This window comes from Rhodanobacter sp. UC4448_H15, from assembly GCF_052978265.1.
On sequence record NZ_CM129665.1, the window covers coordinates 1,921,500 to 1,940,715 of the forward strand.

Annotated in this window: 18 protein-coding genes; 12 read left to right on the forward strand and 6 right to left on the reverse strand. The window is 68.4% G+C overall.

The genetic code is table 11. The features are described from left to right. Window positions 1-13 precede the first annotated feature (13 nt). The 11 genes from ACVCMI_RS08530 (at window position 14) to gspF (ending at window position 10,284) form a co-directional block, all read left to right on the forward strand. Window positions 14-535: a GspH/FimT family pseudopilin gene (locus ACVCMI_RS08530; protein WP_447099137.1), complete on the forward strand. Its 522-nt coding sequence runs from the start codon at window positions 14-16 to the stop codon at window positions 533-535. Further along, window positions 513-908, forward strand: a complete 396-nt coding sequence (gene gspI, locus ACVCMI_RS08535) for a type II secretion system minor pseudopilin GspI (RefSeq protein WP_447099136.1) — start codon at window positions 513-515, stop codon at window positions 906-908. The genes ACVCMI_RS08530 and gspI overlap by 23 nt, the downstream gene beginning before the upstream one ends. After that, a complete protein-coding gene (locus tag ACVCMI_RS08540; protein WP_395117910.1) occupies window positions 905-1,504 on the forward strand; it encodes a type II secretion system protein GspJ in 600 nt (199 codons plus the stop codon). Before gspI ends, ACVCMI_RS08540 begins: the two co-directional genes overlap by 4 nt. After that, a complete protein-coding gene (gspK, locus tag ACVCMI_RS08545) occupies window positions 1,501-2,421 on the forward strand; it encodes a type II secretion system minor pseudopilin GspK (protein WP_447099135.1) in 921 nt (306 codons plus the stop codon). The genes ACVCMI_RS08540 and gspK overlap by 4 nt, the downstream gene beginning before the upstream one ends. Then, window positions 2,418-3,629 carry a type II secretion system protein GspL gene (gspL, locus tag ACVCMI_RS08550; RefSeq protein WP_447099134.1) on the forward strand — a complete coding sequence of 404 codons (1,212 nt, stop codon included), beginning with the start codon at window positions 2,418-2,420 and terminating at the stop codon, window positions 3,627-3,629. The genes gspK and gspL overlap by 4 nt, the downstream gene beginning before the upstream one ends. Beyond that, the gene (gspM, locus tag ACVCMI_RS08555) at window positions 3,626-4,114 is read left to right on the forward strand and encodes a type II secretion system protein GspM (protein ID WP_447099133.1); all 489 of its coding nucleotides are present in this window, start codon (window positions 3,626-3,628) and stop codon (window positions 4,112-4,114) included. Before gspL ends, gspM begins: the two co-directional genes overlap by 4 nt. Further along, window positions 4,111-4,911, forward strand: coding sequence for a type II secretion system protein N (gspN, locus tag ACVCMI_RS08560; RefSeq protein WP_447099132.1), 801 nt, complete (start codon window positions 4,111-4,113; stop codon window positions 4,909-4,911). The genes gspM and gspN overlap by 4 nt, the downstream gene beginning before the upstream one ends. Before the next feature lie 78 nt (window positions 4,912-4,989). Further along, on the forward strand, window positions 4,990-5,457 hold the full coding sequence (locus ACVCMI_RS08565; RefSeq protein ID WP_447099131.1) for a type II secretion system protein N: 468 nt from the start codon (window positions 4,990-4,992) through the stop codon (window positions 5,455-5,457). Between the two features lie 34 nt (window positions 5,458-5,491). Further along, entirely contained in the window at window positions 5,492-7,591 is a 2,100-nt protein-coding gene (gene gspD / locus ACVCMI_RS08570; protein ID WP_447099130.1) for a type II secretion system secretin GspD, read from the forward strand. A gap of 7 nt (window positions 7,592-7,598) precedes the next feature. Then, window positions 7,599-9,074 carry a type II secretion system ATPase GspE gene (gene gspE / locus ACVCMI_RS08575; protein WP_447099129.1) on the forward strand — a complete coding sequence of 492 codons (1,476 nt, stop codon included), beginning with the start codon at window positions 7,599-7,601 and terminating at the stop codon, window positions 9,072-9,074. Window positions 9,075-9,078: 4 nt separating this feature from the next. After that, window positions 9,079-10,284, forward strand: coding sequence for a type II secretion system inner membrane protein GspF (gspF, locus tag ACVCMI_RS08580; protein ID WP_447099128.1), 1,206 nt, complete (start codon window positions 9,079-9,081; stop codon window positions 10,282-10,284). A gap of 66 nt (window positions 10,285-10,350) precedes the next feature. Here gspF and ACVCMI_RS08585 read toward each other — a convergent pair whose 3' ends face one another. The 3 genes from ACVCMI_RS08585 to ACVCMI_RS08595 all read right to left on the reverse strand — a co-directional run bounded on the left by ACVCMI_RS08585 (window position 10,351) and on the right by ACVCMI_RS08595 (window position 13,873). After that, entirely contained in the window at window positions 10,351-10,758 is a 408-nt protein-coding gene (locus tag ACVCMI_RS08585; protein ID WP_447099127.1) for a DUF3293 domain-containing protein, read from the reverse strand. Next, window positions 10,751-12,154: an FAD-dependent oxidoreductase gene (locus tag ACVCMI_RS08590; protein WP_447099126.1), complete on the reverse strand. Its 1,404-nt coding sequence runs from the start codon at window positions 12,152-12,154 to the stop codon at window positions 10,751-10,753. The genes ACVCMI_RS08585 and ACVCMI_RS08590 overlap by 8 nt, the downstream gene beginning before the upstream one ends. Before the next feature lie 165 nt (window positions 12,155-12,319). Next, the gene (locus tag ACVCMI_RS08595; RefSeq protein ID WP_447099125.1) at window positions 12,320-13,873 is read right to left on the reverse strand and encodes a M4 family metallopeptidase; all 1,554 of its coding nucleotides are present in this window, start codon (window positions 13,871-13,873) and stop codon (window positions 12,320-12,322) included. A gap of 344 nt (window positions 13,874-14,217) precedes the next feature. Between ACVCMI_RS08595 and ACVCMI_RS08600 the strand changes: the two genes are divergently transcribed. Then, a complete protein-coding gene (locus ACVCMI_RS08600) occupies window positions 14,218-16,185 on the forward strand; it encodes a cytochrome c/FTR1 family iron permease (protein WP_447099124.1) in 1,968 nt (655 codons plus the stop codon). A gap of 10 nt (window positions 16,186-16,195) precedes the next feature. Here the strand turns inward: ACVCMI_RS08600 and phbB are convergent, their stop codons facing one another. From phbB to ACVCMI_RS08615, 3 genes are all read right to left on the reverse strand, one after another. Further along, window positions 16,196-16,957 (reverse strand): acetoacetyl-CoA reductase, encoded by a 762-nt coding sequence (gene phbB, locus ACVCMI_RS08605; protein WP_447099123.1) that lies wholly within the window; start codon window positions 16,955-16,957, stop codon window positions 16,196-16,198. A gap of 112 nt (window positions 16,958-17,069) precedes the next feature. Next, complete coding sequence (phaR, locus tag ACVCMI_RS08610; protein WP_395117937.1) at window positions 17,070-17,570, reverse strand: polyhydroxyalkanoate synthesis repressor PhaR; 501 nt, start codon at window positions 17,568-17,570, stop codon at window positions 17,070-17,072. An 89-nt stretch (window positions 17,571-17,659) separates the two neighbouring features. After that, window positions 17,660-19,213 carry a DHA2 family efflux MFS transporter permease subunit gene (locus ACVCMI_RS08615; protein ID WP_447099122.1) on the reverse strand — a complete coding sequence of 518 codons (1,554 nt, stop codon included), beginning with the start codon at window positions 19,211-19,213 and terminating at the stop codon, window positions 17,660-17,662. Between the last annotated feature and the right edge of the window lie 3 nt (window positions 19,214-19,216).

Below are 19,216 nucleotides of genomic sequence, written 5' to 3' on the forward strand. Positions count from 1 at the left end.
GGAAACCCGTGCCGTGCATGAAGCGATCGTCCGCCTGGGCAAACGCGGCTTCACGCTGCTGGAGATGCTGGTCGTGGTGCTGATCATGGGCATCCTGGCGGGAACCATCGGGGCACGGATGCAACCGGGCGATCGCGACCTGTTGCGGGTCGAGGCCGAGCGACTCGCGCAGCTGCTGGAGCTTGCCGCCCAGGAAGCGCGCATCTCCGGCGCCGCCATCGTGTGGACGTCCGACGGCAGCCACTACCGCTTCTGGCGCCAGGGTGGCGATGACGGGTGGTCCGAGATCCGTGACGACGATGTGTTGCGTGCGCGCAGCCTGCCGCACGGCATGCTGATATCGCAGCTGCGCAACGAAGCCGCCGCGGCGCAGGCGACCATGCGTCTGCAGTTTCCGTCCGACGGCTCGATGTCGGCGTTTTCGATGGACCTGGCGCTCGGTGCCGACCATTACGGCATCGCGGCCTCTCCGGTCGGCGACTTGCGCATCGCACCCGGGCAGGGGAAGACCTATGGCGACATGGCAGCGCAATGACGCGCCGGGATTCACGCTGGTCGAAGTGCTGGTCGCCATGACGATCGTCGCGGTGTCGCTGCTTGCCGCGCTGCGCGTGGCCACGCAGGGCGTCAGCCATGCCGACGAACTGCGTGGGCGACTGCTGGCCGGGTGGGTCGCGGCCGATCGCCTCGCCGAGCATCGTGCACGCGGCGACTGGTTGCCGGTTGGCGTGCGAACCGGTGTGCGGCGCCAGGGCAATCTTGAACTCGGCTGGCGCGAGGAAGTATCCGCGACGCCGAATGCGGCATTCCATCGTGTCGACGTCTTCGTCTTCGCGCCGGCGCAGCCAGCGCACTTCCTTGCGCATTCCACGGGTTTTGTCGTGGATCCCTCGGAGAGCGGCCGATGAACGCCCACCGGTTTCGCGCTGCCCCCGGATTCACCTTGATCGAGCTGCTGTCGGCGCTGCTCGTTCTGTCGCTGCTCACGCTGATGGCCTATCGCGGACTTGGCGTGGTCATGGCGTCGCGCGACCGCATTCAGGCGGAATCCGCGCAATGGCGGCAGGCGGAGTCGTTCTTCGTCCGCTTTGCGCGCGATGTACGGCTGGCCGCGCCGCGCCCGGTGCGCAGCGATGCCGGCACCTCGCCAGCGTGGCTTGGTCGACCCGATGCAGCACAGGCGCCACTGCTGGAGTTCACTCGGTTCGCCGGGACGGACGGCGTCGACGTACCGCGGCGCATCGGCTACGGAGTGAACGGCGCGCACCAGATCGAATTGTGGATCTGGCCGGGGCTCGACCTTGCCGCAACCACGCCGCCGACCCGCTACGTGGTACTCGATGACGTGACCCGCCTGAGCCTGCAATATCTCGGCCCCGCGTTGACCTGGAACAATACGTGGCCGACGACGCCGGCCGACCCCCCGCTGCCGCTGGCCGTACGCATGCAAGTGGTGCTCGGTTCGGGCGAAACCGTGGTGCGCGTGTTCGCGCTGCGCTCATGAACGCCGGGCAGCGCGGTGCGGCCTTGCTGATGGCGATGGCGATCATGGCCGTGGCTGCAGTGGCGGCAACGGCCATGCTGGTCGCGCTGAGCACGTGGTCGCGCCAGGCCGGGTTGGCCGCCGACCATGTCCAGGCCGAGGAACTGGTCACGGCGGGAGGCGACTGGGCTCGCGCAATGCTGTTCGACGACCGTCGAGCCAGCGGCGACGTCGACCACGCCGGAGAACCGTGGGCGCTGCGCCTGCCGCCGATCCCGTTCGAGAACGGCGAACTGGCCGGCCACATCGAGGACCAGCAAGGCCGGTTCAATCTCGACAACCTGGTCCGGAACGGCAAACTCGATGTCACGCAGTACGCGCGTTTCCAGCGCCTGCTGGCCATCCTCGGCTTGCCGGCGGAGCTGGCCGATGCACTCGCCGACTGGGTCGATGCCGACAGCGTGGCGCAGCCCGCCGGCGGGGCGGAGGATGCGTACTACCGCGGGCTCGGCCACCCTCGTCTCGCCGCCAACCGGCCGCTCGTCGATCTGGACGAACTGGGTCTTGTACGTGGCTTCGACGCCAGTGTCCGTGCGCGCCTCGCACCTTTCGTGACGGCGCTGCCGGCGGCGACCGCACTCAACGTGAACACGGCGTCCGCCGAGGTTCTCGCTGCCGTGGTCGACGGACTGGATCTGGATTCGGCGCGGGCACTGGTCGCCCGCCGCAACGGAACTTTCTATCGCAACAACGCCGATTTCCTTGGCCAGCTCGGCAAGGACGCCACGGTACCCGGGCAGGACATCCGCGTCGGCAGCGATTATTTCCTGGTCACGCTGCGGGTGACTTACGGCAAGACGCAGGCCCGCAGCCAGCTGCTGTTGGCGCGGACGGACGCGGCGCGCTGGCCCGGCGTCGTATGGCGGAAGCTCCGATGAGCCTGCTGCGCATATTCTGTCCGCTGTCGACGGCGCCCACGTCATGCCGATGGGTGCTGCTGGACGAGCACGCCGGTGTGCATTCCGGAAGTGGGGCACTGGCACAGTTGCCGAACACGGCATCGCGGGTCGAACTGGTGCTTGCCGCCAGCCAGGTCTTGATCACCCGAACGCGATTGCCTCGAGTGGGCAGGCGCAGGTCCGCGGCGTTGCTGGCCTATGCAGCCGAGGAACAACTGGCATCCGACCCGGACGCCAACCAGGTGAGCATGCTGGGGCGGGTCGGGGACGACGACGTGCTCGCAGTGGTCGACCGGCAGCGGCTGCAAGGCTGGCGCGACGCGCTTGGCGCGGTCGGTATCCGCGTCGACGTCGTGTATTGCGAGACGCTGATGTTGCCGATGCAGCAAGGGGAGTGGAGTCTTGCCTGGAGCGGGCAGGAAGGCTATGTGCGCATCGGCGAACTCGAGGGCGCCGCCACCGATTGCGGCGATCGGCAGACGCCGCCACTGGTGCTGCAGTTGCTGCTTGAGCAGGCGCGGGCGCGCGATGCCGTACCCGCGTCGATCGCGCTGCATGTGACGACGCCGGCGGCGCGGCCCGATCCGGAGGCATGGCAGCAGGGCCTGGGCGTCAGCGTCCGGTTCGCATCGGAACCGGATTGGCGCATGGCGCCGGCGTTGGCCGGCATCCGGATCGATCAGGAACGCGGGCACTGGCGCCCGTCCGTCGCCATGCTCGCACGCTGGCGACACATCGGCTGGATTCTGCTCGCGGCGCTGCTGCTGCATTCGGCAGCCTTGCTGGTCGATCGCGTGCGGCTGGCGAGCGAACAGCATGAGCTTCGCCAGCAGATGGAGGCGCGCTTCCGCGCGCTGTTCCCCGACGCCGTCGCGGTGGCCGACCCGGCATTGCAGATGCGGCGGCAACTGGCCCAGGCACGGCGCGCCGCGAACCAGCCGGATGCCGGCGATTTCCCGGCCATGCTCGGCAAGGTGGCAGCAGCGTTGGCGGAGGTGCCGGCCGCGGAGCTGCGCGCGCTGTCGTATGAGGACGGACGCATGGTGCTGGAGTTCGCCGCTGCGGACGGCGCGCTCATGCGTCGCGTCGAGGCTCGCCTGGCGCAGGCCGGGTTGGATGTCGACGCGCCGCAGGAGGCGCGTCGTGCCGGGCGCGGCACCGTCACCTTGACCCTGAGGTCGCCATGAAGCATGCCTTGAACCGACTGTGGGCGGCCCGATCCCCGCGGGAACGTGGGCTGGTTGCCGTCGTGGCGATCTGCCTTGGGCTGGTGGCGTATGCGTGGCTGCTGTACGCGACGACACAGGCGCGCTTGCGGCTGCTGCCGGCGGTCGCCCAGCTGCGTGCAGACGCGATGCGTCAGAGCGGGCAGGCGGACGAGATCGTGCGCCTGCGCGCGATGCCACCGCTGCCTGCGTCCACGACGGACCTGCGCCAGCTGGTGCAGCGCCAGGTCGACGCCAGCGGACTGACCCGTTCGCTGGCGAGCATCGAGCTGCCGGATGCGCGCCACGTGAAGCTGGTATTCGCCAATGTGGCGTTCGCCGACTGGCTGGGTTGGGCAGACACCATGCGCGCGCAGCAGCTGCGCCCCGTCGCAGTGCGGATCGAATCCGGTTCCGCGCCCGGCCAGGTGGGCGTGACCGTCACCCTGGAGCGCCCCGGTCGATGACGCGCCGACCGACATGGCGGGAACCGGTTGCCAGCGTCTGCGTGGCGATGGCGGCCTATGCGGCGTTTCTGGTCGTGCTGGCGCCAGCCACGCTGCTCGATGCGGGCCTGCGGCGCGCCAGCGCCGGGAAGCTGCGTCTTGCGCAGGCGCACGGCAGCCTGTGGTCCGGCAGCGGGCGGCTGGAGATCCGCGATGGTGCCGGGTCGGGCGGCGTCGGCAAGGATCTTTCCTGGACGCTGCAACCGCGGGCCCTGTGGCGCGGGCGCCTCGACTTCGAGGTCGCCATCGACCACGCCGACCGGGGCTTCCCCGTGCGCATCTCGGCGCACGGTATCGAGGTATCAAGCGTCGACTTCTCCTTGCCGGCCAGTGCGCTTGGCCTCGCCGTGCCTCGCATGGCGCCGCTCGGCCCGCGCGGCGATCTCGCCCTCCATGTCACGCAGTTCTCGCGTTCCGGCCACACCGTTTCGGCCGATGCTGTCATTACGTGGAAGGATGCCGGTTCCGCCCTGACCCGGGTCGCACCGCTCGGCACCTACGAACTTCGTGTCCACGGCAACGCGGGATTGTTGAAGGCGACATTGCGTACCGGCAGCGGGCCGCTCCATCTCGACGGCGGCGGGTCCTGGCGCGGCGGCGGCCCCGCGACGTTTTCCGCCACCGCGCGGGTCGATGCGCAGCAGCGCCCGCAACTGGCGCCGCTGTTGCGGCTGATCGCCGTCGAGCGCGACAACGGCGATTTCGACCTGCAACTCGGCCCGCCGCTCGGCGGCGCACCCGCCGGCGCGCGGCCATGAGTTTCCGGCGGGCCATCGACATGGGAACCCTGTTGTCCCCGCGACCATCCAACCCGTGCAGGCAGAGGGAACAAAGGCATGTTGTCCGGACGATCGAATCTTGCGCGAACGGCGCTCGGCGCTGCATCGAAAGCCGGCGCGCTGTCGTTGCTCGGTCTCGTGCTGGCCTACTGGACCTGGGCGTGGTGCGCGCCGGCACCGCTGCCGCGGGCCATGGAGATTTCCGGGCCGGCCGATCGCCTCGCTGCTGCCGGCAACCTGTTTGGCCGGCTGCCCGGCGATGCGCAGGCCGAGGTGCCGTCCGGGCTGGCGATCAGGCTGCTGGGCGTCATGGCTGCCGAGCCGCAGGGCGCCGGCTACGCGCTGCTGCAACTCGATGCGAAGAAAACCCGACTGGCCCGTGCCGGCGAGTATCTCGCGCCGGGCATCCGGCTCGAGAAGGTACTTCCCCAGCAGGTGATCCTGCAGCGCAACGGATCGCGCGAAACGCTGGCCTGGCCACGCCCCTCCCGGACCCCTGCCACCACCACGAGCACTTCCCGATGAAACGCCATGGGTCAACTTCCCCCTGCGGGCAGCCATGAACCAGCACACGCTGCAAGCGGCCATCGTGGCCGTGGCCTTGTCCTGCGCGTACGTTCCGGCGTCGCGCGCGATGGCACAGGCGGCGGAAAGTCCGGCGCCGGTCAAGACCGTCACGCTCAATTTCGTCGATGCGGACATCGAGGGTGTGGTGAAGGCGATGGCGGAAGTCACCGGCAAGAATTTCGTGCTTGATCCGCGCGTCAAGGGCACCGTCAACATCATCTCGGCGCGGCCGGTGGCACGGGATACCGTGTACGAGGTATTCCTGTCGGCCTTGCGCCTGCAAGGTTTCGCGGCGGTGGAGGACCACGGCCTGGTCAAGATCCTGCCGGAGGCGGACGCCAAGCAGCACAGCAACGTCCAGTCGAGCCGACACCCCGGCAGCGACGGACTGCAGACGCGGGTGTTTGCCCTGGCGCATCAGTCGGCGGTGCAACTGGTGCCTACGCTGCGTCCCCTGGTGGCGCCGAACAACACCATCACCGCGCTGCAGGACAGCAACTCGCTGGTCATCACCGACTACGCCGGCAACCTCGAACGGCTGGCGGGCATCATTGCCGCCGTCGACCAGCCGGACGAGGCCGGCGCGACGATGATTGTCCTGCAGCATGCTTCCGCGCTGGACGCAGCGCGGACCATCAACAATCTGTTTGCGGCAGCGCCGCAGGCGTTGCAGACGCTGCAGGGAACGGACCCGACCCAGCGCGTGGCAGTCATCGCCGATGCCCGCTCCAACAGCCTGCTGGTGCGCGCGGCCGATCCGGCGCGACTTGCCCAGGTCCGGAAATTCGCCGCACTGCTCGACTCCCCGACCAGCGCCGCCGGCAACGTTCACGTCGTCTACCTGAAGAACGCCGAGGCCGTGCAGCTGGCGGAGACCTTGCGCGGCATCTACTCCGGCAGCGCATCATCGCCGGGACAGGTATCCGGCGCGGCGGCGCCAGCCGAGGCGGTGCCGCCGAATGCGACTGCCGGTGTTGCCATCGGCGGCGGCGCGCAGGCGGCATCGGGCGGCGGCGGCATGCCGGCGACGGGAGACGCCATGCCGCAAGCTGCAACCGTGCCAGGCATCATCCAGGCGGACGCCGCCACCAACTCGATCATCATCACGGCGCCCGATGCGGTCTACAACAACCTGCGCGCGGTGGTGGAAAAACTCGATGCGCGGCGGCTGCAGGTCTATGTCGAGGCGCTCGTGGTCGAGCTTACGGCGAACAAGGCCGGCGAGTTCGGCATCCAGTGGCAGGACCTCGGCGGCATCGGCGAGTCGGGTACGCAAGTGTTCGGCGGCACCAACTTCGGCGGGGCGGGGCGGAACATCATCGGCATCGCGCAGAACCCGGCCAGTGCCGGCCCCGGGCTGAACATCGGCACGGTGCACGGCAGCGTGACGGTGGGTGGCGTTCAGGTCCTCAACCTCGGCCTGCTCGCGCGCGCACTGGAAACGGACAGCAACGCCAACATCCTGTCGACGCCGACCCTGCTCACCCTCGACAACGAGGAGGCGAAGATCGTGGTTGGCCAGAACGTCCCGTTCATCACCGGCCAGTACGCAGTTTCCGGTGCGGCAACCACGCCGTCGCCGTTCCAGACCATCGAGCGCAAGGATGTCGGGCTGACCCTGAGGATTCGCCCGCAGATATCCGAAGGCGGAGTCGTGCGCCTGCAGATCTACCAGGAGGTTTCGAGCATTGCCGACACCGCCAATCCCGCCGGGGTCATCACCAACACGCGCTCGATCGAGTCGACTGTTCTGGTCGACGACGGACAGATCATCGTGCTCGGCGGGCTGATGCAGGATTCCGTCAACGGCGGCGTAGCCAAGGTTCCGCTGCTGGGCAGTCTGCCGTTGCTCGGCGGCCTGTTCCGCTACAACAACCACTCGCGTACCAAGACCAATCTGATGGTATTCCTGCGCCCGACCGTCCTGCGTGATGCGCAGGGGGCGGGTGCCTTGACCGGCGAACGCTACGACTACATCCGTGGTCAGCAGATCCACGCCGAGCCGACTCGCGGCGCAGTGCGCGGCAACGATCCTTCGCCACTGTTGCCACCCCTGCCGCCGGCATCGGCCGGCCAGGACAATCGGCGGTGATCGCGGGATGCTGACGAAGCCGCCCGTGCCGTATGCCTTCGCCAAGGTCAACGGCATCGCCGTCACCGGACTTGGCGACGGTGTCGCCGAAGTCGTCGTGCGCCATGGCGCGTCGGCTGGCGCGCTGGCCGAGCTGCGCCGCGCACTCGGCGTGCCCATTCGTGCGCAGCGCGTCGGCACAGGCGAGTTCGACGAGCGCATCGCCACCTTGTACAACGGCGCCGACGAAGGCGCGGCTGCGCTGGCGGACGACCTCGCACAAGACATGGATCTGTCCCGGTTGCTGCAGGAAATACCGCGCGTCGAGGACCTGCTGGACAGCCAGAACGACGCGCCGCTGATCCGCCTGATCAACGCCTTGCTGACCCAGGCGTTGCGCGAAGGCGCTTCGGACATCCACATCGAACCGTTCGAGTCGCGCTCGGTGGTTCGGCTGCGCATCGACGGTACGTTGCGCGATCTGATCGAGCCCGCACGCGCGCTGCATACGGCCATCGTGTCGCGCGTGAAGATCATGGCGCAGCTCGATATCGCCGAGAAACGCCTGCCGCAGGACGGCCGCATCGCGCTGCGCGCCGCCGGCAAGCCGATCGACGTGCGGGTGTCGACGATCCCGACCGGCCACGGCGAGCGTGTCGTGCTGCGCCTGCTGGACAAGCAGGCCGGCCGGCTCGAACTGTCCCGGCTGGGCATGGACCCGCCCACCCTCGCGCAAGTGGACGCGCTGATCCGCGAGCCGCACGGCATCATCCTGGTGACCGGCCCCACGGGTTCCGGCAAGACCACCACGCTGTATGCCGCGCTGTCGCGGCTGGATCCCAAGGCGCTCAACATCATGACCGTCGAGGATCCGATCGAGTACGACCTCGACGGCATCAACCAGACGCAGACCAACAGCCGCGTCGACATGAGCTTCGCGCGTGCCCTGCGCACCATCCTTCGCCAGGACCCGGACGTGATCATGATCGGCGAAATCCGCGACCTGGAGAGTGCGCAGATCGCGATCCAGGCCAGCCTCACCGGGCATCTGGTGCTCACCACGCTGCATACGAACGACGCGGTGAGCGCCGTCACCAGGCTGGTCGACATGGGCGTCGAGCCCTTTCTGCTTGCGTCCAGCCTGATCGGCATCGGCGCCCAGCGCCTGGTGCGCAAGCTCTGCGTGGAATGTCGTGCGCCACTGGCAGCCGATGCCGTGCAGTTGCGCAGCCTCGGTCTGGCGTCTGCACCGGGCAATTTCCATGCGGCGGTCGGTTGCCCTGCGTGCAACCGCTCCGGCTACAAGGGCCGTACCGGCATCTACGAATGGCTCACGGTCGATGACGAGCTGCGCAGGCTCATCCACGACCGGGTGGACGAGCAGACGCTGCGCGAACACGCCGGCGCGCATGGCATGGGTTCGCTGCGCGACGACGGCATGCGACTGGCCGCCGAAGGCACGGTGAGCCTGGAGGAAGTGCTGCGCGTCACCCGCGAGCGGTAGCGCCATGGAGGCGTTCCGTTACCGGGCACTCGACGCCGCCGGTCATCCCAGGTCCGGCCTGGTGCAGGCGGATTCACCGCGTCAGGCCCGCACCCAGTTGCGCACCCGGGGCTTGTATCCGGAGCGCGTCGAGCGTGTTCGCAACCGGGAGCGCGCGGCGCCGCCCTGGTCACGCGGCATCCCTGCGGCCGAACTGAGCCTGCTCACCCGCCAGCTGGCCACGCTGCTCGCTTCCGGCCTCACGATGGAGCATGCACTGGCTGCGCTGATCGAGGAGGTTGCGGCGCCAAAGACGCGGGAAGTACTTGGTGGCGTCAAGGCCGAGATCACCGCTGGCCTGTCGCTCGCCGGCGCCATGAGCAGCTACGGGCGGGATTTCCCCGGTTATTACCGCGCGCTGGTGCGCGGTGGCGAGGAATCGGGCGCGTTGCCGGACGTGCTGCAACACCTTGCCGACTACCTGGAGGCGCGTCAGGCGCTGCGCCAGAAGACCAGTCTCGCCCTGCTGTATCCGGCGCTGGTCACCTTCGTGGCGATCTGCGTGGTTGCCGGATTGCTGGTCTACGTCGTGCCGCAGATCGTGCAGGTTTTCCAGCAGTCTCGGCAAAGCCTGCCGTTGCTCACCCGGGGGCTGATTGCGGTCTCGGATTTCCTGCGCGGAGCGGGGCCTTGCCTCCTCGTCATCGGCCTCTGCGCCGCGGTCGGCGTGCGGGCCGTTCTCCAGCGCGAGCGCCACCGGCGCCGCTGGCATGCTCTGGCGTTGCGCTTGCCCTGGCTCGGATCGGTCATTCGGAGTCTGAATGCCTCGCGCTTCGCCAGTACGCTGGCCATCCTCGTCGGCGGTGGCGTGCCCTTGCTCGCGGCACTCGACTACGGTGCGCGGGCCATGTCCAACCTGGTCATGCAAGGCGGCATCAAGGCTGCCATTGAGCGCGTGCGCGAAGGCGATACGCTGACACGCGCGCTGGATGCCGCGCATGTCTTTCCGCCGCTGATGATCCACCTGGTCGGCAGCGGCGAAGCCAGCGGCAAACTGGAACACATGCTCGAACGCGCCGCACAGCTCGAAATGCAGGCTCTCGAACGACGTCTGGCGGTTCTGCTCACGTTGCTCGAACCGATGATGATCCTGGTCATGGGCGGCATCGTGCTGATGATCGTGCTGGCTATCCTGCTGCCGATCATGGAAATCAACCAGCTGGTGCATTGAAATGCATGTCGTCCCTGATCCCGCCCACCTCTCCTGGTGTCGGGTCGACGGGCGCGTGCGGACGCGTCATTCCATTACGCGCAAGCGGGCCGTACCGTCGGCGCGGCCGTGAAGGTAGGCCAGTTGCTCGTGGCGACGGGCCAGCGCGTCCAGCGTCGCCCGGTCGGGTCCGGTCACGAACAGGCTGGGCTCATGCCAGCCGCTGGTGCCGATGCCGATCCCCGGACGGATCGCCGCCCCCGGCCATTCGCGCAATGCGGCGAACAGCTGCCCCTGCGCAGCGAGGTTGTCCGCCAGGTCGCGTGGTTCGCCGCGCGGGTTCCACGCCGTGATGAATCCCCAGGCCTGGGCACCGACCAGCGCGTGCAGCGCAACCGGCAACGGCTGGTCGATGCGGATGTCGGCCCATTCCACAGGGTCGAGGCAGACCAGGTAACGAGTGGCGCGGAAGGCGGCAAGCAGCGATTCATCCATGGCGCAGTGGCGGCAGCGGCGGCAGGCGGGAGCGCAACAGACTCGCCGCGGCGTCCAGGTCGATGTCCGCAACCCGGGGCGTGTCGCGCAGCAATTGTTCCAGCAGTTCATCCTGTGCGCGGCCGCGTGCAAGCGCGTAGGCGTAGGGCACGTGGGTGAACGTCACCAGGCGATAGCGCGCCATGTAGTGGCCGGGAATGCGCTCGGCCAGCTTCGCGCCGAGTTCGCGCTTGGCCAGGTAGTGCGGATCGGCCACCGAGTCGCGCATCTCGATGTAGTTCTCCACCGCCATCGCGGCGATCGCGTCGGCGTTCGGCTGGCGCACGCGCTGGAATTCGGCGAACACGTCGGCGCTGTCGTCCGGCGCCCCGGCCAGCAGGTCCGCCAGCACCACGGTGTCCTCGAAGCCGCAGTTCATGCCCTGGCCGTGGAACGGCACGATCGCGTGCGCCGCGTCGCCGAGCAGCAGCGCGCGGCCGTCCAGGTGCCAGCGCTCGAGGTACAGCGTGGACAGCGTGCCGACCGGGTGGCTGTCGAAATCCTCTCCGAAGCGCGGGATCAGCGGCAGCAGGCCCGGGAACTGCTCGCGGAAGAATGCGCCCGCGGCCGTGGCGTCGGGCAGGGTGGCGAAGCTCGGCGCGGCGCCCTGCGCCGGCAGGAACAGGGTGACGGTGAAGCTGCCCTCGGTATTCGGCAGCGCGATGCACATGTAGCCGCCGCGCGGCCAGATGTGCAGCGCGTGCGGCTCCAGCGCGAACTGGTCGCGGCCGCCGCTGTGCTGCAGCACCGCGGCCGGCAACTCGCCGGCTGGCGGGATCTCCAGTTCCTTGTAGCCGTGGCCGAGCGATTCGATCCGCTCGCCCAGCGGCGCCTGCGCGTTCATCGCCGCGCGCACCGCGGAGCCGGCGCCGTCGGCGCCGACCAGCAGCCCGGCATCCAGTTCACGCTGCACGCCCGCCTCGTCGGCGAGCCGGATGCGCTGACGCCCGAAGTCGGCGCCGACCAGCCACTGGCCGAAATGAAAGCGCACGCCGGCCGCCTCGGCGGCATCCAGCAGCAGCATGTTCAGCGCGCCGCGCGAGACCGACCAGATCACCTCGCTGTCGTCCACGCCGTAGCGCTGCAGGCCGCTGTTGCCATCGCGGTCGTGCACCATGCGCCCGCGCATCATCACCGCGCGCTGCAGCACGTCGTCGGCCAGGCCGGCCGTGCGCAGCGCCTGCAGGCCGCGCTCGGCCAGCGCCAGGTTGATCGAGCGACCACCCAGGAAACCGCTCAGTCGCGGATCGGGGCGCTTTTCGAAGACATCGACGGCGAAACCGCGCCGGGCCAACTGCTGCGCCAGCAAGGCGCCGACCAGGCCGCCGCCGATGAGGGTGATGGGTTGCTGCGCCATGCTGCGGTCCGGAGAAGGAATCCGCACACTGTTCCGCAAGCGCCGCGCGACTGCAATCCCGGATCGTCCGTTTCGTGCCGGCATGCCTCCGGCAGGCTGTCGCGGCAACGAGAAGGGCCGGCCCTTGCGGACCGGCCCTCGTTCAACGGCAGGCTTGCCGGTTGCCTACTGGCAGGTCACGCCGACGGCATTGAATGCCGCCACCACGTCGCTGCGCGAGTAGCCGTAGTCGTCCGCCGCGTTCTCCACGCCGCAGGCACCGGCGTTGAACGTGGAGGTGGCCGACCAGTACATCGCGTTGGCGTGCGCGAAGACTTCGAAGGCCTTCCTGGTGTTCCAGTTGGACGACTTGGCCAGCGTGCAGAACGCCTTGTTGTAGACACCGCTGGAATAGTGCACGTCCAGCGAGCTGGTGTAGTTCGCCGCGTTGTCGATCGAGGCGCCGTCCAGCTTCGGCGTGCACATCCAGCGCAGCGCGGTGCCGTTCTTGATGATCTCCGCGCCCACCAGCCAGTCGTTGTGGCCGCGGTCGAAGTACTCGGCCGCTTCGCCTGCCATGTCCGAGAACGCCTCGTTCATGCCGCCGGACTGGCCGGAATACTGCAGGCCGGAGTTCTGCTCGGTGAAGCCGTGGCTGATTTCGTGGCTGGTGACGTCCAGCGAGGTCAGCGGATAGAAGTAGCTGGCGCCGTCGCCGAAGTTCATCGACGAGCCGTTCCAGAACGCGTTCTCGTAGTTGCGGCCGTAGTGCACGTTCATCACCAGCGAGAAGCTCAGCGGCGGCGCGCCGAGCCAGTTGTTGTACATGTCGTGCACGACGCTGCCGAAATGGTGTGCGTCGTTGATCGGCGAATAGGCCCCGTTCACGGCATCGCCGCTGCTGTTCGGGCAGATGAAGCTCCACAGCGTGCCCGTGCGCGTGCTTTTCGCCATGTTGTTGGTCTTCACGTCCGGGTTCTGCATGTAGCAGGTGGAGCCGGACTGGGTGACGGCAAGCGCCGCATAGTCGGTGCCGTAGAAATACTGGCCGGTCTTCTGGTTGCCGCCGGCGCCGGTGGCCAGTGCCGGCGTGCCGGTGCTGCCGCCACCGCCGCCGCCCGGCTTGCCCTTGGTGGTGAGGCCGTCCCAGGACTCGATCACTTCCCCGGTGTTGGCGTCGATGATCGCCATCGGGCGCGTCGGCTGACCGCTGCGATCGACGAAGAACGAGGTGAGATAGGCGAGACGGGCGCGGTTGCCCTCGGCGTAGACGTACAGATCGATCTTCGCGTCCTGGATGTCGCTGTCGCGAATGCCGTTGACGCCGATGCCGAGCGGCAACAGGCCGGCGTGCGCGCGCAGCAGGCCGATGGCGCGATTGCCGTTGATGGCGGGGGCGACCGAGGCGATGTCGTGGCCGATGCCGCGGGAAATCTCGCCGCTGACGCCGAGCACGTTGCCGCTGCCGTCACGTTCCACCACGACCCGGCGACCGTATACCGGTATGCCGCGGAACGTCTGCTGTTCGCGGGTTTTCACGGTGCCGTGGGTGGTGCGTGCCTGCAGGCGCGGCGACAGCGCGGCGTCGGCATCCAGGCCGATGCGGTTGGCCAGGGCGGCGGGCGCGAGCTTGCCCATGGATGGCGCCTGCACGCGTGCGTGCGTTGCTGCGCCGGCATCGGACATGACGGCCAGGCCGATGGCGCCCAGCAGCGCCGCGGCAAGTGGTTTTTGCATCATCAGTGGTTCCCCTCCTCGTGATTCGAAAAGACGCCCGGCAGGTTTCCCTGCCGGTGCGTCTTGCAGTCCGGTGCGCGAGGAGTCCCCCCCAGGACAGACGGCGACCGGATCGCAGGAAACTACGACTTCTTGCCATTTCCGGTCAATGACCGGGTTCCAGGGCCGCACGGACGCGGCGTCGCGACGCAGGAAGTTTCGGCCGGGTCAGCGCGGCCGCCGAGGTGCAAGGGATACGGCATCTGCGTGAATCATTCTCATTTGCAGTTGATGCGCTCATTCGCGACAATGGCGCCTTCCGTTTTTCCGTCGCCCCTGGCCGGGCGCTGCCTGGAATCCGCTTCGCCATGCATACGCATTGTCGTCGTCCACCTTCGTTCTGCCTTGCCTGGTTGCTGGGCCTGGGCATGCTCGTCGTCGCGGCCACGGCGACGGCAGCCGCACCCGCGCCTGCCGCGGACAAGGCGCAGACGATCGTGCACATGCTCGATTACATCAGCGTGGACTACCCCCAGTTCGTGCGCGACGGCAAGGTGCTCGACCAGAGCGAGTACGCCGAGCAGCTCGAATTCGCCACGCAGTCGCTGGCGTTGCTGCAGCAGTTGCCGGCACAGACGGGGCAGGCGGAACTGGTGGGCAAGGCGCAGGCCCTGCGCGCGGCGATCGCGACGAAGACCGATGGCAAGGCGGTGGCCGCGGCGGCCAATGCGTTGCGTTGGGACATCATCCGCGTCTGGCAGCTGAGCGTGGCGCCGCGGCAGGCGCCGGACCTTGCCGCGGGTGCGCGCCTGTATGCCGCCGATTGCGCCGCCTGCCACGGCGTCAGCGGCCATGGCGACGGCGTGCTGGCAGCCGGGCTCGATCCGGTGCCCAGCAATTTCCACGATGCGGCAAGGATGGATGCGCGCAGCATCTACGGGCTGTACAACACCATCACGCTGGGCGTGGCCGGCACGCCGATGCGGCCGTTCCCGGAACTGTCCGAGGCCGAGCGCTGGTCACTCGCGTTCTACGTCGCCGGCCTGCGCGCCACGCCCGCGCAGTTGCAGGCCGGGGCCACGGCTTGGCAGCAAGGCATCGGCAAGGCGCAGTTCAAGGACTTCGGCGACCTGGTGACGCGGGCGCCGAATGACGTGGCGCAGCGCGAAGGCGCGCAACTGGTGGCAGTGCAGGCTTACCTGGCCGCCCATCCGGCGTCGATCCAGGCCGCGGCACCCACGCCGATGGCAACCACCCGCGACAAGCTCGACGCCAGCCTCGACGCCTATCGCCGCGGCGATCGCGACATGGCGCGGCAACTGGCCATCGGTGCCTACCTGGAAGGTTTCGAACTGGTCGAGGCCAGCCTGGACAACGTCGACGCCCCGCTGCGACGCGAGGTGGAGACCCGGATGATGGCCTTGCGCACGACCATCGCCCAGGGGCCGCCGGTGGCTGAGGTCGCCGCGCAGGTCAAGCGCATCGACGGCCTGCTCGACCGTGCCGAACAGGAGCTTGCGGCGGGCGAGCTGTCGCCGCTGACGGCCTTCCTCAGCGCGCTGCTGATCCTGCTGCGCGAGGGTCTGGAGGCCATCCTGGTGCTGGCGGCGATCATCGCGTTCGTGCACAAGACCGGGCGCCGCGATGCGATGCCGTACATCCACTTCGGCTGGATGGCGGCGGTGCTGCTGGGCACGGCGACGTGGGTGGTATCGAGCTATCTGCTGGCGATCTCCGGCGCCAATCGCGAGGTCACCGAGGGCGTCACCGCGCTGATCGCCGCGGCGATGCTGCTGTACGTCGGCTACTGGCTGCACAGCAAATCGTACGCGCAGGCATGGAGCGCGTTCATCCGCACGCGGGTGAATGCCGCGCTGGGCAAGGGCACCTTGTGGGCGATGGCCGGCGTGGCGTTCCTGGCCGTGTACCGCGAGCTGTTCGAGATCGTGCTGTTCTACCAGACCCTGTGGGTGCAGGTGGGCAGCGAGGGGCAGCACTACGTGATCGCCGGCATGCTCACGGCGGCGCTGCTGCTGGCGCTGGTGGCCTGGGCGATCCTGAAGTACAGCGTGCGCCTGCCGATCGGGCCGTTCTTCACCGCGACCTCGGCCTTGCTGGCGCTGCTGGCGGTGGTGTTTGCCGGCAACGGCATTGCCGCGCTGCAGGAGGCTGGCGTGGTCGGCGCCGACGCCGTGTCGTTCGTCTCGATCCCGTTGCTGGGCATTCACCCGACGCTGCAGGGCCTGCTGGCCCAGGCGTTGGCGCTGGCGCTGACTGCCGGTGGGGTGTGGCTGGCGCGGCGGCAGGCACTTGCTGCCGCCCGCAACGCGGGGTGAGCCGGGACGCTCAGAAGCTCATGAAGTAACCGCCGTTCACCGGCAGGTTGGCGCCGGTGATGTAGCCGGCGTCGTCGGCGGCGAGGAAAGCCACGGCGCGGGCGATGTCCGCCGGCGAGCCGAGCCGGCCGACCGGAATGCCGGCGATGATCTGGGCGCGGATGTCGTCGGGCACGGCCGCCACCATCGGCGTGTCGCAGTAGCCGGGCGAGACGGTGTTGACGGTGATGCCCTTGCGCGCGGTCTCGCGCGCCAGCGCCATGCTGAAGCCATGCACGCCGGCCTTGGCTGCCGAGTAGTTGGTCTGGCCGAACTGGCCGGTCTGTCCGTTGACCGAGCTGATGTTGACGATGCGACCGAAGCCGCGCGCGCTCATGCCGTCGACCACGTGGCGGCAGATGTTGAACACGCCGTCCAGATTCACCTGCATCAGCTCGTGCCATTGCTGCGGGCTCATCTTGCGCAGGCTGGCGTCGCGGGTGATGCCGGCGGCGTTGACCACGATGTCGACGCTGCCGTGGCGGTTTTCGACCTGCGCGAGCGCCTGCCGGCAACTTTCGAAATCGCTGACGTCGAGCGGTGCGAAGTCGACCGCGCCACCGAATTCGGAGAGTTCGTGGTGGAAGGCGGCGACCCGTTCGGTGCGCGCAGCCAGATCGAGCGCCACCACCTGGCGCCCGGCGCGGGCAAGGTGGCGGCAGATTTCGGTGCCCAATCCGCCGATGCCGCCGGTGACGATGGCAACGCGTCGTGGAGTGTCGGTCTGATTCATCGGGATCGCTTCGCTGGCCGGCTCACGCTGCGTGGCAGCACATGTTGTGCTGCAGCGTCCGGGAAAGGTTGGGGCGCCGGCGACGGAGCGGGGCCGTCGCGGCGCGCGGGATTCAGCCGGGCTTCTTGCCGCTGCGCGTGCCGGCCGGCGGCGGGGTCGGCATCACCTTGGCGGCGGTGTCCATCAGCCCGCGCTGCATTGCCTGGAACGCCGCCATGTTGCGCTCGGTCAGGTCGTTCAGCGTGTTCCAGGGGGTTTGCCCCATGAGGTTGTTGAGCTGGCTGCGGAACTGGGTCTGCTGGTCGAGGAACACCTGCAGGCTGCGCTCCAGATAGGGGCCCATGAAGCCCTGCAGCGAGTCGCCGTAGAAGCGGATGATCTGGCTGAGCAACTGCGGCGACAGCATCGGCTGCCCCTTGTCCTCGTGCTCGGAGATGATCTGCAGCAGCACCGAACGGGTCAGATCCTCGCCGCTCTTGGCGTCGCGGACCTCGAAATCCTCGTTGTCCAGCACCAGCTGGCGGACTTCCTCCAGCGTGATGTAGCTGGAGATCTCGGTGTCGTAGAGACGCCGGTTCGGGTACTTCTTGATGATGCGTTTGTTTTGTGCCATGCGCCACAAGCTAGCAGAAGATATTGCGGCGCACCAGTCGGCGCCGCCGTTTCATGCTGCGGCATCCGGGCGCAGCAAATCCGCCTGTTTCAGTGCCCCGGGGCACCGCCGGCATTGCCGAACGGCGGGCGCGCCAGCCACAGCAGCGGGATCATGGCGAGGAACAGCACGGCGCAAACGAGGTAGACGTCATTGACCGACAAGGTCAGCGCCTCGCGGGTGATCAACTGGTCGACCACATCCAGCCCCTGCCGCATGGAAAAGCCGCCGTGCTCCAGGCGCTGCAGGAAACTGGTCGCGGCGGGCGCCGCCGGCGTGATGTGTTCGGTCAGCACGGCGTGGTGGTATTCGCCGCGATGCTGCCACAGCGTCACCGTGGCCGCGGTCGAGACGCTCGACGCCAGCGTGCGGCAGAAGTTGGCCAGGCCCGAGGCGCTGGCGACCTGGTCCGGGTTCAGGCCGGACAGGTACATCTGGTTGAGCGGGATGAAGAAGCAGGCGATGCCGATGCCCATCACGAAGCGCGGCAGCACCAGGGTGCCGAACGAGGCGGAGCTGTCGAAGCTGGCGAACCAGAACGAGGTCACCGCGAACACGATGAAGGCGAACGTCACCACCGCGCGCAGCTCCAGCCGCTGGATGTTGGCGCCGATCACCGGTGCCATCAGGAACGCCAGCACGCCCACCGGCGCGCTGGCCAGGCCGGCCCAGGTGGCGGTGTAGCCGAGGTCGATCTGCAGCCACAGCGGAAACACCACATTGATGCCGAAGAACGCCATCATGCCCAGCGACAGCGCCACCACGGCCACGGTGAAGTTGCGCCGCTTGAACAGCGCCAGTTCGACCACCGGATGTCTGGCGTGCAGCTCCCACACGATCAGGAAGGTGAGGCAGACCAGCGCGATGATGCCCAGGGTCAGGATCATCGGCGAGGCGAACCAGTCGTGGTCGTTGCCGTTGTCCAGCATGAACTGCAGCGCGCCCACGCCGACCACCAGCAGCACCAGCCCGATCACGTCGATCGGCATCTTGAAGGTTTTCGTCTCGCGTTTGTGCAGCAGCGCCCAGGTAATCAACGCGGCCAGCGCACCCACCGGCACGTTGATGTAGAAGATCCACGGCCACGAGAAATTGTCGGTCAGCCAGCCGCCGAGGATCGGGCCGAAGATCGGCGCCACCACTACCGTCATTGCCCACAGCGCCAGCGCCATGCCCTGTTTCGCCTTCGGGTAGCTCGACAGCAGCAGGGCCAGCGACAGCGCCACCATCGGGCCGGAGCCCGCGCCCTGCAGCAGGCGGCAGATCACCAGCATCGGCATGCTGGTAGCCATGCCGCAGAGCATCGAGAACAGCACGAACAGCGTCACCGAGCTGATGAAGGTGCGCACCTCGCCGAAGCGTCGCGCCAGCCAGCCGGTCAGCGGCTGCATGATCGCGCTGGCCAGCGCGTAGGAGCTGATCGTCCAGGTGCCCTCGCTGGGACTCACGCCGAGGCTGCCGGCGATGTGCGGCACCGAGACGTTGACGATGGTCATGTCCAGCACTTCCATGAAGGTGCTGAAGGCGACCGCGATGGTCAGCAGGACCAGGGCGCCGCCTTGCAGCGGCTTCAGGGACGTGGTGTCGTCGGGCGTGGCGGCCATCGG